Genomic DNA, 15,213 nt, shown 5'->3' with positions numbered 1-15,213 from the left:
GCTTACGGACGCCGCACCCCGTCACCGGGTCGGGGCACCGGTTGCGGTCGGGGGCCGGTGCGCCAGCCGATCCGCCGCGCGCGGAGCATCGAGTGCTCGACGGCGGCCAGGACGAGGGTGGTGACCAGGCCGCCGAGGGTGAGGGTCAGCCAGACCGAGTCGGACACGCCGTTGGTGTCGGCCTCGACGAGTTCCACCGCCGTGGCGGTGACGACCACCGCGGTGGTGACGGCGGGACCGAGGAGGGGGTGGAACTCGCCGATGAAGCAGCTGCCGCGCACGGCCCACCAGGCCGCGCAGCCGACGTAGACGGCCACCCAGAGCGCGTAGGCGATGGCGAGCAGGCCGCCGAAGAGCGCGAGCACCGCAGTGCCGAAGTCGGTCGGCTTCAGGGTGTCGAAGAGGTCGTTGGTGACGACGAGCACGATCGGCGCCATCGCGCCGAAGGTCGTCAGCAGGAGGAGGGCGATCTTGCCGATCACCGGTCGCAGGCGCAGCTCGGCGCGGTGCTCGCGGTGGGTGCGCAGGTACAGCAGCAGCATCGCGACGGGCACGATGGCCAGCGCGATGATCACGTTCTCGACGGCCTTGCCCCAACCGTCCTCGTTCAAGGTGTCCACCACACCCCGGTCGCCCCGGCCGAGGACGATCAGCGTCAGCAGGCCGAGCACGGACCGCCAGGAGGAGAGCCGGCCCAACGCCGGCGAGTCCGCGGGCGGCGGCACGCGGAACAACCGCGCCGCCGCACCCCACGGCTTCCGGACCGAGTCCTCGGAGGGCAACGGCGTGCTCATCGGGCGAGGTCTCCTTGCCGACCGCCGAACGGGACCCGCTGATCGTCGCAGGGCAGGCGGGCGTTCGGACGCGGGCCGGTGCGCGGTCACCCGAACAGCGCACCGGGCGGGGCGGCTCCGCACGTGGAACGGCGCTGACCGGGCGGAGCGTTCCGCCCGGTCAGCGCCGTGTGGAGCAGGTGATCAGGCCGCGGCCTTCGTCTCCCAGAAGATCTTGTCGATCTGGGCGATCAGGTCGAGCAGCTCCTGGCCCTTGGCGGGGTCCATGGAGCCCTTCGCGCCGGACGCGCCGGCCGCCTTCGTGGCCCGGTTGAACAAGTCGTGCAGCTCCGGGTACTTCTCGAAGTGCGGCGGCTTGAAGTAGTCGGTCCACAGCACCCACAGGTGGTGCTTGACGAGCTCGCTGCGCTGCTCCTTGATCAGGATGGCGCGGGAGCGGAACTCGGGGTCCTCGTTCGCCTGGTACTTCTCCTGAATCGCCTTGACCGACTCGGCCTCGATCCGGGCCTGGGCCGGGTCGTAAACACCGCACGGGAGGTCGCAGTGCGCGGTGGCCTCCAGGAGCGGGCGGCGGAGTGAACGGATGCGCGACAGAAGTCGCATCTTTCCTCCCTGACAGTGGATGCTCCGACGTGACGAACCCTACTCCGGGGCCTCGGCGCGAGCAGGTGGAGGTGATCGTTGGCACGGCCGGAAGCGAACCCGTTGCCGCTGGTTCGGGTGGTCGGACCCTCGATGGCCCCGACGCTGCGGACGGGGGACGTGGTCCTGGTCCACTTCGGGAAACCGCCCCGCCGACATGATCTCGTGCTGGTCAGGTGGTCGGCGCGGCCCGGGCAGCTGTCGATCAAGCGCGCGGTGCGGGCCGACGGGGGCGGTTGGCACGTCGAGGGCGACAACCCGTTCGCCTCCACGGACTCGCGGACGCTGGGGCCCGCGGAGGTGGTGGGTGTGGTCCGCGCCCGGCTCTGGCCGCGGCCCCGGCTGTGGCGCCGGCGGCCGGCCCCGGAGGGCTGAACGCCGGGGTCGCGGGGAGGTGAACCGCCGGCGGCCTTCGCGAGGGGCCGGCGGGTCGACGGGCCGGGATCAGGCGCGCAGCTTGGCGTACCAGGCCACGCAGTCGTCGTACGACGGCAGCAGCCCGGCGTCGCGCGCCTCCTCGAACGTCGGCGCGGAGGCGTCCTTCGGCGACAGCACCGGCGTGATGCCGGACGGGAACGGCAGGTCCATCGACAGCGGGTGGATGCCGTGCTCGGCCTTCGGGTTGAACCCCTCCGAGCACAGGTACGACGCGACCGTGTCGTCCTCGAGCGCCATCAGCGCGTGCCCGACCCCCTCGGGGAGGTACACGGAGTTGAACAACCCCTCCGACAGCTCCATCGCGTCCCACTCGCCGAACGTGGGCGAGCCGACCCGCAGGTCCACCACGATGTCGATCATCCGGCCGCGCGGGCAGTGCACGTACTTGGCCTGCCCGGGCGGCGTGTCGGCGTAGTGGACGCCGCGCACGACGCCGCGCTTGGACACGCTGTGGTTCGTCTGGGCGATCTTCATCGGGTGCCCGACGGCTTCGGTGAACGCCGCTTCCTGGTACGGCGCGACGAACATGCCGCGATCGTCGGGGAACACCGAAGGGGTGAACTCGAAAGCGCCGGAAATTTTCAACTCACGTGCCTGCATGGCGCACACCCTAGAACGCGCCGGTTCTTGACCGATCCTGCCTGCGGAAACTGACCGGTCGGTTCAGAAAACCGGACGTACGTTCTGTGGCACTACCTCTGACCTGCGGAAAAACTGTGATCCCCGCCGCAGACAGCGGCCGGGCACGCTGCCATGCTTGCCCGCACACCGCCACCGAGAGCAGTCCCGCAGACCGCGGGGACGTCTCCCAGACAGGCCCCGTCGACCCGCGTGACAACGCCGGTCCCGGTGCGCCGCAGGTATCGCGCACCGCAGGAGGACTTCCGTGACCGCATTGAACGACCAGCCCCAGATGACCACCGAATTGAGCGACGAGGAAATCTTCCGCGCCCACGAAGGCGGAAAGCTGGCCGTCGGCGCGACCGCCTCGTTGGCCGACCCGCGTGCGCTCTCCATCGCCTACACGCCGGGCGTGGCGAGGGTCAGCCGGGCCATCGCGGACGACCCGGGGCTGGCCGCCAAGTACACCTGGGCGCACCGGCTGGTCGCCGTGGTCAGCGACGGCACCGCGGTGCTCGGCCTCGGCGACATCGGCCCGAGCGCGTCGCTGCCGGTGATGGAGGGCAAGGCGGCGCTGTTCAAGACCTTCGGCGGCCTCGACTCCATCCCGCTGGTGCTCGACACCACGGACGTGGACGAGATCGTGGAGACGCTGGTCCGGCTGCGCCCGTCGTTCGGCGCGGTCAACCTGGAGGACGTCGCCGCGCCGCGCTGCTTCGAGCTGGAGGCCCGGCTCATCGAGGCCTTGGACGTGCCGGTCATGCACGACGACCAGCACGGCACGGCGGTCGTGGTGCTGGCGGCCCTGCGCGGCGCGAACGCCGTGCTCGGCAAGGACCTGGCGAACCAGCGCGTGGTCGTCTCCGGCGCGGGCGCGGCCGGTGTGGCGTGCGCGAAGATCCTGCTGGCGGCGGGCATCGGCGAGGTCACCGTGGTCGACTCGCGCGGCATCGTGCACGTCGGCCGGGACGCGCTGAACCCGGTGAAGGCGCAGCTGGCCGAGGTCACCAACGGCAGCGGCCTGCGCGGCGGCATCGCGGAGGCGTTGCGCGGCGCGGACGTGTTCGTCGGCGTCTCGTCGTCGAAGGTGCCCGAAGAGCTGATCGCGGGCATGGCCGACGACTCGATCGTGTTCGCGCTGTCCAACCCCGACCCCGAGGTGCACCCGGACGTGGCCCGCCGGCACGCCGCCGTGGTCGCCACCGGGCGCAGCGACTTCCCGAACCAGATCAACAACGTCCTCGCGTTCCCCGGCATCTTCCGCGGCGCGCTGGACGCGGGCGCGAAGAGGATCACCGAGGGCATGAAGCTCGCCGCCGCGGAGGCGATCGCGGCGGTCGCCGTCGACGACCTCTCGGTCGACCGGATCGTGCCGAGCGCCCTCGACCCGCGGGTCGGTCCGGAAGTGGCCGCCGCTGTGGCCTTGGCAGCCCGCGAAGACGGAGTAGCCTGACTCCAAGTCGGAGTTGGGAGAGCTCCGGCCGCATCCGTCCGTACCCGTCGACAGGCAACGAAACCGCTAACGTGTTGTTTCGTTAGCCCGTTGAGGGGTGGGCGATGACGCTCCGAAGCGCTACCGTCCCTCTCCTCGGGTGAATATTGCCCGTGGAGAGGGACGCCGTCTTTGGGTGCGGTCGGGCCGGTCATCCCTGCCGTGAACACGGGAAGGTGGGACCGTGCCCAAGCGGGTTGGACGCGCTCCGGTGGTGCTCGACCCAGCGCGTCCGCAGGACGGTGACGTGGCGCTGGACGGCATCGCGCTGCCCGAGGCGCCCACACTGCTGTGCGACCCCAAGGGCGTGGTCATGCGGGCCAGCGCCGCCGCGGTGGCGTTGACGAAGGCCCGTTCCGCCGAGGACCTCATCGGTCGATCCCTCGGCGAGCTGCTGCTGGGCGGCACCGACGACCTGCGCCTGCACCAGGCCGACGGCGCGCTGGTGCCGGTCCGCGTGGTGCGCACCCCGGTGCCGGGCACCGGTCTGCACGCCGTGCTGCTGGTCGACGTCTCCGACCTGGCGCAAGCCGCCGAGGACCTGCGCGACGAGCAGCGGAGGCTGCGCACCGTGCAGCGGGTCGCGCAGATCGGCTCGTGGGAGTACGACCCGGACACCGGCGTCACGGTCTGGTCCGAGTCGCACTACGAGATGATGGGTGTGAAGCCCGGCGAGGTGGTGCCCGGCGCGCAGGCCGTGCTCGACGTCGTGCACCCCGACGACTACGAGATGGTCGCCAGCTACTGGGCCAACCGGGCCCTGGACGGCAACCCGATCGACATCGTCTACCGGATCATCCTGCCCGACGGCGACCAGCGCTGGATCCGCGGCGTGGCCGAGGCGAAGCTGAGATCCGACGGCCGGACCCAGTTCATCACCGGCTACATCCGCGACATCACCGACCAGTGGCGGTCCGATCGCGCCCTGGAGACCGAACGCGCCCGGCTGCTGGAGGCGCAGCGCATCGCGCGCATGGGCAGCTGGAGCTACGACGTCGAGTCCGGCGCGCTGCACCGCAGCGAGGTGCTGCGGGAGATGGGCGCCGCCGCCGGCGTCGCCCCGGACAGCGCCCCGTTGATGGCCGTGCACCCGGACGACCGCGCCCAGTTGCAGGACCTGGTGCGGCGGGCGGAGGACGGCAGCACGGTCGAGGCCGAGGTGCGCAGCGAGCACGGCGACCGCGTCTACGTGTGCCGGGCGCGGGCCGAGTTCGAGGGCGACAAGGTCACCAGGCTGCACGGGACCGTCCAGGACGTCACCGAGGCCCGCGCGCTGGAGCGCCAGCTCCGCGACGACCGCCGCCGGCTCGCCGACGCGCAGAAGGCCGCCCAGCTCGGCGTCTGGGAGTGGAACCTGCAGACCGGCGACGTGGCGTGGTCGGACATGCTGCACGAGCTGTTCGGCGTGCCGCGCGAGGAGCACATCCGCTACCAGACCTACCTCGACCTCGTGCACCCCGACGACCGCGGCTGGGTGGACGACCTGTGGCAGCAGCTGGGCACCGAGGAGGTGCCGATCCAGCTCGAACACCGGATCGTGCGCCGCGACGACGGCAGGCTGCGCGTGTTCCGCAGCTACGGCGTGGTGGTCAAGGGCCCGGACGGCCTGCCGCTCGCGGTCGGCACGGCGCAGGACATCACCGAGCAGCGCGCCGCCGAGACCAGGATGAAGCGGTCCAGCCAGCGCTTCGCGGACCTGGTGTCGCTGACGCCGGTCGGCATCGGCCTGTTCGACGAGGGCGAGCGGCTGGTCGACGCCAACGACGCCCTGTGCGACCTGCTCGGCATGGACCTGGAACAGCTGCGCGGGATGACCGCGAGCGCGCTCACCCACCCGGACGACACGAGCGCCGGGCTGCCGTCGATCGACGAGATGTCCGCGCCCGACGCCGAGCGCACGCACAAGATCCCGCAGCGCATCCTGGTCCGCCGCGACGGCGTGCAGGTGTACTGCGAGTTGCACATCGCGCTGTCCGTGCAGGACGACGGCCGCCGGTTCTGGCTGATCGTGTTCCAGGACATCACCGAGCGCCGCCGCACGGCCGAGGCGCTGCGGCACCAGGCCACGCACGACGAGCTGACCGGCCTGCCGAACCGGGCGCTGGTCAAGGAGATGCTCGGCGAGCTGCTGGAGTCGCCGGACCGGTCGAAGGTCGCGGTGCTGTTCTGCGACATCGACAACTTCAAGCGGGTCAACGACTCGCTCGGCCACGACGCGGGCGACGAGCTGCTGGTGGCGCTGGCACGGCGGCTGGAGGGCGGCCTGCCCGACGGCTGCACGGCGGCCCGCCTGTCCGGTGACGAGTACGTGATCATCTGCGAGAACCTCGACCAGGTCGGCGGTGTCGACGCGCTGGCCACGAAGGTGGCGGGCCTGCTGCGCACCGCGGTGCCGGTGCACGGGCAGCTGGTCCGCGTGTCGGCGTCGATCGGCGCGGCCGTGCCGAACGGGTCCCGCGCCACCGGCAACGACCTGCTGCGCTTCGCCGACGCGGCGATGTTCGAGGCCAAGCGGTCCGGCGCGGGCCGGGTGTCGCTGGCCAGCGCGGCGCTGATCGCCTCGGCCGACCGGCAGGTCCATTTGGAGGGCCAGCTGCGGGAGGCGTTGCAGCACGACGGCTTGACGCTGCACTTCCAGCCGGTGGTCGGCGTGGACGGCGTGGTGCAGACCGCGGAGGCGCTGGTCCGGTGGCCGCACCCGGATCGCGGGCTGCTGCCGCCGGACATCTTCCTGCCCGTGGCCGAGCAGGGCGACCTGCTGCGCGAGCTGGACCGGTGGGTGCTGCGGACCGCGTTGAAGGAAGCCTCGACCTGGCCGGAACCGGGCGGCAAGCCGGTGTCGGTGGCGGTGAACCTGGCCGGTCTGGTGCCGGGCGACCCGGAGTTCGTCGACATCGTGGCCGACGCCATCGCCGAGGCGGGCATCCCGTGGGACCGGGTGGTGCTGGAGCTGGTGGAGACCGCGCTGGTCGACCTGCCGTCACGGGTGCGCCAGACGATGGACGAGCTGGTGGAGCGGGGCATCCGGTTCGCCGTGGACGACTTCGGCACCGGCTACTCGTCGCTGGCCCGGCTCAAGGACCTGCCCGCGCAGATCATCAAGGTCGACCGGCGGTTCGTCTCCGGTGTCGGCAGCGACTCGTCCGACTTCGCGGTGGCGAAGGCCGTGGTGGACATGGCCCGCGCGATGGACCGCAAGTGCGTGGCCGAGGGCGTGGAGACCGCGACCCAGTTCCACGTGCTGCGCGGCATCGGCGTGGACACCTACCAGGGCTGGTTGTTCTCACGCCCCGTGCCGCCCAAGGAGTTCCGCGCGGTGCTGGCACTTGGTCCGTTGCACATCCCCCGCGCCGGTTGATACGCGATACTCCCGTCCCGATGGACGCCACGACGTCAGGTGCCGACCGGTGAACCAGGAACGGATGATCGCCGACCTCGAAGCCAGGGCACGGCACCTGGCCGAGCGGTCCCGCGAGCTGCGGGAGCGGATCCGGCGCGCGCAGGCCACGCAGCGGTCGCCGGACGGCGCGGTGACGGCGACCGTCGCGCCGAACGGGTCGTTGCGGCACATCGAGTTCTCGCCCGACGCCGAGGGGGTCTCGCACGCCCGGCTCGGCGAGGTGGTGATGGACACCGTGCGGCGCGCGCAGGAGCAGGCGGCGCGGCAGGCGGCGTCGATCGTCGAGCCTCAGTTCGGTGGCACGGCGGCGATGGACTTCCTGACCGGCTCGGTCCCGGCGGGGTCGGTGCCGGGTTCGGTGCCGGGGTCGGAGGCGGAGTCGGTGCCAGAGCTGGTGTCGGAGTCGGAGCGGGAGGCCGGTGAGGACCTGCCCCTGCCGCGGAGCCTGCGGGCGCCCGAGGACGAGCCGGGGTCGGCCCCTCGGTGACCGGGTTCCCCGTGCTGGAGTTGACCGGGTCGGCGCCGGACACGCTCGAGGCCGACCTGGCCGTGCCGACCGCGGACGCCGACCCGTTGGGCCTGCTCGCCGACGCCGGGCTCGGGTGGTTGGTCGAGCACGTGGACTTCCTGCGCGAGCCGCTGGACTGGCTGTCCGGTCACGCCGACCGGTTCGAGGACGCGGTCGCCACCTGGAAGCAGGTCGCCACCACGTTGGACGGCATCGTGCGGCGGCGGGCGGGCGGTGGGCGGCTCACCGCGGAGATCGCCGGGATGAGCCGGTTGTGCGTGGACGTGGCGGCGCACGTGGCCGAGGTGGGTGCGATCACCGCCGCGATCCGCGGTGTGTTCCGGGACGTGGTCGCGTTGTTCGTCCAGGAGGTCTTCGGCAACGCCACCGTCGCGCTCGCGGCGTCGGACATCACGGCCGGCGGCTCGCTGCCCGAGTTCGCGGCGTGGGCGGTCGGGCGCGGCGCGGTCGTGCTGGACCGGGTCAACCGGCGGTTGGCGGAGGTCGTGCGCGTGATGGTGCGGATCCTGGGTGCGCTGAAGGCGTTGTTCGGCAAGGCGCGCGACATGCTCAAGGCCATCACGCGCTTCGGCGAGTGATTTACCCGGTCAGCCCCACTGCCCCTGGGCGGGTGGAGGTGGACCCGGAACGCCGGGCGGAGGTCCGCCCATCGGTTGGCCCGGCATCGGTTGTCCGGGCATCGGCGGGCCACCCATCGGAGGTCCGGCCTGCTGGTGCGGCGTCTTCGGCTTCGCGCCGCGCATCGCCCGGCCGACCGGCGGCAGTACCGCCACCAAGCCCGCGACGAGCCACAGCACCAGCCCGAGCACCGGCAGGATCCCGCGGGCCGGCGGGAGGGCCGACATGACGTTGGCGGCCGTGAGGCCGTAGTGCACCGCCGCCAGCAGCGAGATCAAGACCAGTCCCCAGCGCACACCGGGCACCCGGGCCAGGAGCAGCACGGCGAGGATGAGGGCCAACCCCGGCAGCACGAACGAGATCGCGACCGCGACCTCGAAGCCCACGACGACGCGGGGGACCGGCGGCATCAGGATCGCGCCCCAGAAGTCACGTCCGAACGCCGCGCGGCTGGCGAGGGAGGCTGAGCCGATGAGGGCGAGGAGCACGCCCGGCAGGTACAGCAGCCCGGCGACCACGGCCGCTCCCTTGCCCGGTGGCTTGGGCGGGCCCGGTGGTCCCGGGTAGCCCTGGCCCGGGTACGGCGGCTGGGCGCCCGGGAACGGCGGCCCGCCGGGGAACGGTTGTCCGGGCGCCGGTTGGCCGGGGAACTGCTGACCGGGGAACGGCTGGCCCGGGAAGGGCTGGCCGGGCAGCGGTTGGCCGGGCGTGGGTTGGCCGGAGTACGGCTGGCCCGGGTACTGCTGACCGGGGTTGGGGTGAGTCATGCGGGCGCCTCCAGGTTCGAGCTGAAAGTTACCGTCGGAGGCGGCCCGCACGGCGCGGTTCGCCGCATTCCGGCGGAAACCTCCCCGCTACCGGGACGCCGAGGCGCGGATCAGCGGCAGCAGCTCGGCGATCCGGTGCCGCGGCAGGTCGATCAGCCTCAGCTCCAGGTCGTCGTGCTCGCCGATCCGCTCCCGCGCCTCCCGCTTGGTCATCGCGCCGCGCGTGGCCGTGACCAACGCCTCGCGCCACACGTTGCCGAGCTTGCCGTGCGCGCGCGTGAGCACTTCCCGCACGGTCAGGCCGCCGACGTCCAACGTGCCCGCCAGCACCTGGTCGGCCACCACCACGCAGTGCTTGCCGTCCGGAGTGGACCGCAGGAACCGCAGCGCGAACCTGGTGTCCACCAACGACCTCAGCTCCTGCTGACCCGCCGCTGAGGACACGTTCGGGTGGTTGTTGGGCACGAGCGCCGCCATCCGGCCGGGCGAGCACGCCAGCAGCGTCCGCAGCAGCCACGGCCCGGGGTCGCCGGACAGGTCGACCGCCAACGACGCCGCGCCCTTGCCGATCGGGTCGGCCCACCCCGGCGCGCGCGGCTTCGGCGGCGGCGAGGACTCCGGCCGCGGCGCCAGGTCGACCAGGGCGGCCAGCGCCGCGGAGCCCGGCCCGGTCGCCTCCACCGACTGCGGGCCGTGCGTGTAGATCGCGGTCTTCGCCGACCCGGGTGACGCCGAACGGCGGGACGTCGGCCGGCACACGTACAGGTCGGCCGCGCTGCCGATCGCCTGCGCGCCGTCGAACCGGTGGAACGCGGGCAGGATCGCCTCGAACACCAGCCCGAGCCGCTGCAACTCCTGCTGCACCTTCAGCCCCAGCGCGGGCGTCCGGTCGCTGAACCCGTACGCGAGCAGCACCCGTCCCCGACCGAGGTCGGCCAGGCACTCGACCGCACGCGCGGCGAACAGCGCCATGCCCTCCGGCGTGTACGGCGGATCGCTGAACACGAGGTCCGCCGACTCCAGCACGGCGGGCGGCAGGCCGAACCGGAAGTCCGCGTGCACCGTCCGAACCGACCACCCGCGCTCACGGGCACGGGTCGAGACGTGCTCCAGCAGCCGGTCGTCCACATCGACCACGACGACCTCGACGGCCGGGTTCACCGCGCACACCGCGAGCGAGGTCAGGTCGTGGTCGCCGAGGCACAGCAGCGTGCGGCCGGCCAGGTCGTAGGTCGTGTCCAGCCACAACGCGCGCTTCAGCGCCGTCTCCGGCGTCGCCTGCACGTGGTCGAGCGCGGCCAGCGGCGGCGGCACGTCCGCGATGTCGGCCAGGATCGACCGCAGGTGCTCGCCGTGCCGGGGCACGAGCGCGTCCACCGGGTCCACCAGGTCGTCACCGGCGCGGAACTCCGCGTAGTCGGCGGCCTTGGCGGGCGCGAGCCGGAACCGGTCGCGACTGGTCTCCAGGTCGTCGCCGACGGCGGTCAGCAACTCCTGCACGGTGCGCCGCGGCACAGCGGGAAGCCGAACCAACTCGGCCAGCGTGTGCCAGTCGCCGGACAGCAGGTCGACCACGCGCCGCAGCTTGCGGGCGTGCGGGCCGCGTTCAGCGAGGAGTGCTCGCACCATTTCGGTTGCCACAACCGGTGCAGCCTACTGACCGGATCCTGAAACGCCGTGCCACGGTCGGACTGACGGGCTAGGGTCGTTCGACGCTTGATGCCCACCGGCAGGAGGACCCACGGGTGATCGAGTTCCGCGACGTGACCAAGCGGTTCGACGACGGGACCACCGCGGTGAACGGCCTGGACCTCGTGGTCGAGGCGGGCACGATCACCGTCTTCGTCGGACCGTCGGGGTGCGGCAAGACCACGTCCCTGCGCATGGTGAACCGGATGATCGACCCGACGTCGGGCACCGTCCTGGTGGACGGTGCGGACGTGCTGGGTGTGGATCCGCCCACACTGCGGCGCGGGATCGGGTACGTGATCCAGCAGGCGGGCCTGTTCCCGCACCGGACCGTGCTGGACAACGTGGCCACGGTGCCGCTGCTCCTCGGTTGGACGCGCCGCAAGGCCAGGGAGCGCGCCGCCGAGCTGCTGGAGCTGGTCGGCCTGCCCGCCGAACTCGGCCACCGCTACCCCGTGCAGCTCTCCGGCGGCCAGCAGCAGCGCGTCGGCGTGGCGCGCGCGTTGGCCGCGGACCCGCCGGTGCTGCTGATGGACGAGCCGTTCAGCGCGGTCGACCCGGTGGTGCGGGAAGGGCTGCAGGACGAGCTGCTGCGGCTGCAGGCCGAATTGGACAAGACCATCGTGTTCGTCACGCACGACATCGACGAGGCCATCCGGATCGGCGACAAGGTCGCGGTGATGCGCACCGGCGGCTTCCTCGCCCAGTACGCGCCGCCCGCCGAGCTGCTGACCAGGCCCGCGGACGACTTCGTGGCGGGCTTCGTGGGAAAGGACCGCGGCTACCGCAGCTTGTCCTTTGTGGACTCGTCCGGGGTGGAGGTGGCCGAGGTGCCGACGGTCGTCGAGGGCGCCGAGGTGGAGTCCTCTTCGGACTGGCGGCTCGTGGTGGACGCGGAGCAGCGGCCGCAGGGCTGGGTCGCGCCGGACGCGTCGGTCGTGCCGGGCGGTTCGCTGTACGAGGTGGGCGCGTCGATCCGGGGCGCGCTGGACGCCGCGTTGTCCTCGCCGTCCGGGCTGGGCGTCGCCGTGCGCGGTGACGGGCGGTTGGCCGGCGTGGTGACCGCGCGGCAGGTGCTGGACGTGATCGAGAGCCGCCGTGGGTGACATCGCGAAGTACCTCAGCGACGCGGGCACCAGGGCGGCGCTGCTGGACATGCTGCTCGACCACGTCTACCTGTCGCTGGTGCCGCTGGTCGTGTCGGTCGTGCTGGCGATCGTGCTCGGGTTGCTGTGCCACCGGTTCCGCCAGGTCAACGCGGCGCTGATCGGGTTGTCGAACGTGGTCTACACGATCCCGTCGCTGGCGCTGTTCGCGATCATCCCGGCGGTCATCGGCACGCAGGTGCTCGACCCGCTGAACGTGATCCTCGCGTTGACGGTCTACACGACCGCGCTGCTGGTCCGGCCGGTCGCCGAGGCGCTGGCGGCGGTGCCCGCGCACGTCACCGCCGCCGCGACGGCGATGGGCTTCCGGCCGCTGCGGCGGTTCTTCACCGTGGAGCTGCCGCTGTCCGTGCCGGTGCTGGCCGCGGGAGTGCGGGTCGGCTCGGTGAGCAACATCAGCCTGGTCAGCGTCGGCGCGTTGATCGGCACGGGTGGTCTCGGCACGTTGTTCACCGACGGTTTCCGGCAGCGCTACCTGGCGCCGATCATCATCGGCATCGTGCTCACGCTCGTGCTGGCGCTCGTGGTCGACCTGCTGCTGGTGCTGCTGCGCAACCGGTTGACACCGTGGGTGCGGGCGGGTGGTGCGCCGTGATCTTCGCGGACGCGTTGGCCTGGCTGGTCGACCCGGCGAACTGGTCGGGCGGCAAGTCGATCCCGGTGCGGGTCGGCATCCACCTGCTGTACTGCTTCGGCGCGGTGCTCGGCGCCGCGCTGATCGCCGTGCCGTTGGGCCTGTACGTCGGGCACACCGGGCGCGGCGGCGTGGTGCTGGTCGGCGGCAGCAACGCGCTGCGGGCGTTGCCGACGCTGGGCCTGGTCACGTTCCTGTACCTGGTGGCGGGCGGTGGCACGACCGGTGTGCTGATCGGCTTGGTCGTGCTGGCCGTGCCGCCGATCCTGGCCGGGACCTACGCCGGCATCCAGGACGTGGACCGCGGTGTGGTCGACGCGGCGAGCGGCATGGGCATGACCGGCGCGCAGCGGTTGTGGCGGGTCGAGGTGCCCAACGCGCTGCCGCTGCTCGTCGGCGGTCTGCGCAACGCCATGTTGCAGGTGGTCGCGACCGCGTCGGTGGCGGCGTACGTGGGTATCGAGACGTTGGGACGTCCCCTGCTGGACGGCCTGCGGGTGTTGGACTACGGGCAGTTCGTCGGCGGCGCGATCCTGATCGCGCTGCTCGCGGTCGTGCTGGACGTGGTGCTCGCGGGCGTCGGCAGGCTGGTCGTGCCCGCGGGTTTGAGGCTGTCGGCCAAGGCTCGTCGCGCGGGGAGTGGCAAGGCGCGGTCGAGCGGGTCGCGGTCGAGGCGTCGGGGAGAGCCGGCGCCGGTCGAGTCTGGAGGAAGTACGGCATGAAGCGCACGTTGGCCGTTGTCGTCGCGGCGACCGCCCTGGTCGTCTCCGCGTGCGGGTCCAAGGAGGACCTGGGCGGGGGTGGCCAGCAGGCCGCGTCGGGTGAGGTCGTGGTCGGTTCGGCCGACTTCACCGAGAACAAGATCCTGGCCGAGATCTACGCCGGTGCGTTGAAGGCGACCGGCGCGAAGGTGACGGTGAAGGCCGGCATCGGAGCGCGCGAGCTGGTCGTGAAGGCGTTGCAGGACAAGTCGCTCGGCGTCGTGCCGGAGTACACGGGCAACCTGCTCAACTACTTCGACAAGACCAACACCACCACCGAGGCCGAGGAGGTCTACACGGCGCTGAAGTCCAAGACGCCGTCGGGCCTGGAGGTGCTGGAGAAGTCGGACGCGGAGGACAAGGACGTCCTGGTGGTCACCAAGGCCACCGCGGACGGCGGCGTGAAGTCGATCGCCGACCTCGGTTCCGGCAAGTACGCGCTGGGCGCGGCCGGTGAGTGGGCGCAGCGCTGGGAGGCCAAGATCCAGGAGCTGTACGGGGTGAAGTTCACGGAGATCAAGACGACCGACACGGGTGGTCCGATCACGGTGGACGCGCTGAAGGACGGCACCGTGCAGGTGGCCAACCTCTACACGACGTCGGCGGACATCAAGGCGAACGACTTCGTGGAGCTGGAAGACCCGAAGGTGATGTACCCGGCGCAGAACGTGGTGCCGTTGCTGCGGTCGGACGCGGTCGACGCCAAGGGCAAGGACGCGTTGAACAAGGTGTCCGCGGCGCTGACCACGGAGAAGCTGGCCGATCTCGTCAAGCGGGTGGACGTGGACAAGGAGACGATCGCGAACGTGGCGGCCGACTTCCTGAAGTCCGTTTCGCTGTAGTCCTATCGCTCTCGCACGGCCCGGCTCCGCACCGACGGCATTCGGCGGAGCCGGGCCGTCGTGCTGTCCCGGAGCGGCATGGGGACTGCTCCAAGACGGGGACACCCGCGCGGAACGCGGGCCGGCACGTCCCGTCCGGCGGGATGATCGGCCGATGGGAGCGGACAAGGCCGACGCCGTGCCGGGCGATACGCACAACGCCGTCGACGGCGCGGTGCAAGGGACGTCGTTGCAGGTGGGCGCCGTCCACGGTGACGTCCACCTGCACGCCCCGCCCGCCCGGGTCGTGCCCAAACCGCTGTTCATCGCCGCCGTGGCGTTCGCCGTGGTCCTGGCGGTCGTCGGCGCGGTGGTCCTCGTACCCGGGCTCAGCGGGCTGTTCACCGCCGGCGGGCCGGGCAGCGGAGCGGCTCCGGGGTGCGGTGAGGGGCAGGCCGTGGAGATCGACGTGCCGTCGGACATCGGGGACCGTTACGACTACCGCCTGACCACGCGGTGCGCCCCGCCCGAGGGGGAGAGCTACCAACTCGTCGTGGAACTCGTCGGTGACTGGGAGCGGTTCGAGTCCAGGAAGTTCCTGTGGCGGCGCGACTACCACCCGGCGTTCGTGGGGCAGGACCCGGTGGTCCTCTCCGGGTACACGTCCGGGTGGCCCGTGGGTTCCGTGCACCTGCTCTACGTCCTGAGCTGCACGGGGGAGCAGACCACCGAGATGGACGTCCTCGCGAACGAGGACAACTACCTGGAGGAAGTGCCTGCCTGCGCGCCGGCCTCCGAACCGCACCGGCTGACCAAGGTCCCCGAGCGCTAGAGCGGGCGG

Annotated in this window: 15 protein-coding genes; 10 read left to right on the top strand and 5 right to left on the bottom strand. The window is 71.9% G+C overall.

The genetic code is table 11. The annotated features are described in order from the left end of the window. Positions 1 to 2: 2 nt before the first annotated feature. Together LNK82_RS40765 and sodN are read right to left on the bottom strand one after the other, a co-directional pair. A complete protein-coding gene (locus LNK82_RS40765) occupies positions 3 to 794 on the bottom strand; it encodes a hypothetical protein (RefSeq protein WP_230572219.1) in 792 nt (263 codons plus the stop codon). A 183-nt stretch (positions 795 to 977) separates the two neighbouring features. Continuing rightward, positions 978 to 1,397, bottom strand: a complete 420-nt coding sequence (sodN, locus tag LNK82_RS40760; RefSeq protein ID WP_053719552.1) for a superoxide dismutase, Ni — start codon at positions 1,395 to 1,397, stop codon at positions 978 to 980. Between the two features lie 78 nt (positions 1,398 to 1,475). On the opposite strand from sodN, the gene LNK82_RS40755 reads away from it, so the two are divergent. Beyond that, complete coding sequence (locus tag LNK82_RS40755) at positions 1,476 to 1,811, top strand: S26 family signal peptidase (RefSeq protein ID WP_268997906.1); 336 nt, start codon at positions 1,476 to 1,478, stop codon at positions 1,809 to 1,811. A gap of 69 nt (positions 1,812 to 1,880) precedes the next feature. Here LNK82_RS40755 and LNK82_RS40750 read toward each other — a convergent pair whose 3' ends face one another. After that, positions 1,881 to 2,474 carry a dTDP-4-dehydrorhamnose 3,5-epimerase family protein gene (locus LNK82_RS40750; protein WP_230572218.1) on the bottom strand — a complete coding sequence of 198 codons (594 nt, stop codon included), beginning with the start codon at positions 2,472 to 2,474 and terminating at the stop codon, positions 1,881 to 1,883. A gap of 313 nt (positions 2,475 to 2,787) precedes the next feature. On the opposite strand from LNK82_RS40750, the gene LNK82_RS40745 reads away from it, so the two are divergent. From LNK82_RS40745 to LNK82_RS40730, 4 genes are all read left to right on the top strand, one after another. Then, on the top strand, positions 2,788 to 3,948 hold the full coding sequence (locus tag LNK82_RS40745) for an NAD(P)-dependent malic enzyme (protein WP_230572237.1): 1,161 nt from the start codon (positions 2,788 to 2,790) through the stop codon (positions 3,946 to 3,948). 223 nt (positions 3,949 to 4,171) lie between these two features. After that, positions 4,172 to 7,345, top strand: coding sequence for an EAL domain-containing protein (locus LNK82_RS40740; protein ID WP_230572217.1), 3,174 nt, complete (start codon positions 4,172 to 4,174; stop codon positions 7,343 to 7,345). A gap of 49 nt (positions 7,346 to 7,394) precedes the next feature. Next, positions 7,395 to 7,874 (top strand): YbaB/EbfC family nucleoid-associated protein, encoded by a 480-nt coding sequence (locus tag LNK82_RS40735; RefSeq protein WP_230572216.1) that lies wholly within the window; start codon positions 7,395 to 7,397, stop codon positions 7,872 to 7,874. Continuing rightward, on the top strand, positions 7,871 to 8,494 hold the full coding sequence (locus LNK82_RS40730) for a hypothetical protein (RefSeq protein WP_230572215.1): 624 nt from the start codon (positions 7,871 to 7,873) through the stop codon (positions 8,492 to 8,494). Before LNK82_RS40735 ends, LNK82_RS40730 begins: the two co-directional genes overlap by 4 nt. A gap of 9 nt (positions 8,495 to 8,503) precedes the next feature. On the opposite strand, the gene LNK82_RS40725 is transcribed toward LNK82_RS40730, so the two are convergent. Together LNK82_RS40725 and LNK82_RS40720 are read right to left on the bottom strand one after the other, a co-directional pair. Further along, positions 8,504 to 9,301 (bottom strand): hypothetical protein, encoded by a 798-nt coding sequence (locus LNK82_RS40725; RefSeq protein WP_230572214.1) that lies wholly within the window; start codon positions 9,299 to 9,301, stop codon positions 8,504 to 8,506. 87 nt (positions 9,302 to 9,388) lie between these two features. Continuing rightward, entirely contained in the window at positions 9,389 to 10,930 is a 1,542-nt protein-coding gene (locus LNK82_RS40720) for a bis-aminopropyl spermidine synthase family protein (protein WP_230572236.1), read from the bottom strand. 116 nt (positions 10,931 to 11,046) lie between these two features. Here LNK82_RS40720 and LNK82_RS40715 point away from each other — a divergent pair, with 116 nt between their 5' ends. From LNK82_RS40715 to LNK82_RS40695, 5 genes are all read left to right on the top strand, one after another. Next, entirely contained in the window at positions 11,047 to 12,096 is a 1,050-nt protein-coding gene (locus tag LNK82_RS40715; RefSeq protein WP_230572213.1) for an ABC transporter ATP-binding protein, read from the top strand. Between the two features lie 49 nt (positions 12,097 to 12,145). Then, positions 12,146 to 12,751, top strand: a complete 606-nt coding sequence (locus LNK82_RS40710; protein WP_268997918.1) for an ABC transporter permease — start codon at positions 12,146 to 12,148, stop codon at positions 12,749 to 12,751. Continuing rightward, the gene (locus tag LNK82_RS40705; protein WP_372470781.1) at positions 12,751 to 13,512 is read left to right on the top strand and encodes an ABC transporter permease; all 762 of its coding nucleotides are present in this window, start codon (positions 12,751 to 12,753) and stop codon (positions 13,510 to 13,512) included. Before LNK82_RS40710 ends, LNK82_RS40705 begins: the two co-directional genes overlap by 1 nt. Then, the gene (locus LNK82_RS40700) at positions 13,509 to 14,393 is read left to right on the top strand and encodes an ABC transporter substrate-binding protein (protein ID WP_230572210.1); all 885 of its coding nucleotides are present in this window, start codon (positions 13,509 to 13,511) and stop codon (positions 14,391 to 14,393) included. The genes LNK82_RS40705 and LNK82_RS40700 overlap by 4 nt, the downstream gene beginning before the upstream one ends. A gap of 154 nt (positions 14,394 to 14,547) precedes the next feature. Then, the gene (locus LNK82_RS40695; RefSeq protein WP_230572209.1) at positions 14,548 to 15,204 is read left to right on the top strand and encodes a hypothetical protein; all 657 of its coding nucleotides are present in this window, start codon (positions 14,548 to 14,550) and stop codon (positions 15,202 to 15,204) included. Positions 15,205 to 15,213 lie beyond the last annotated feature (9 nt).

It is taken from the genome of Saccharothrix luteola (genome assembly GCF_020859565.1).
In the GTDB taxonomy this organism is placed as follows: domain Bacteria; phylum Actinomycetota; class Actinomycetes; order Mycobacteriales; family Pseudonocardiaceae; genus Actinosynnema; species Actinosynnema luteola.
This window is presented reverse-complemented; position numbering and strand designations above follow the sequence as displayed.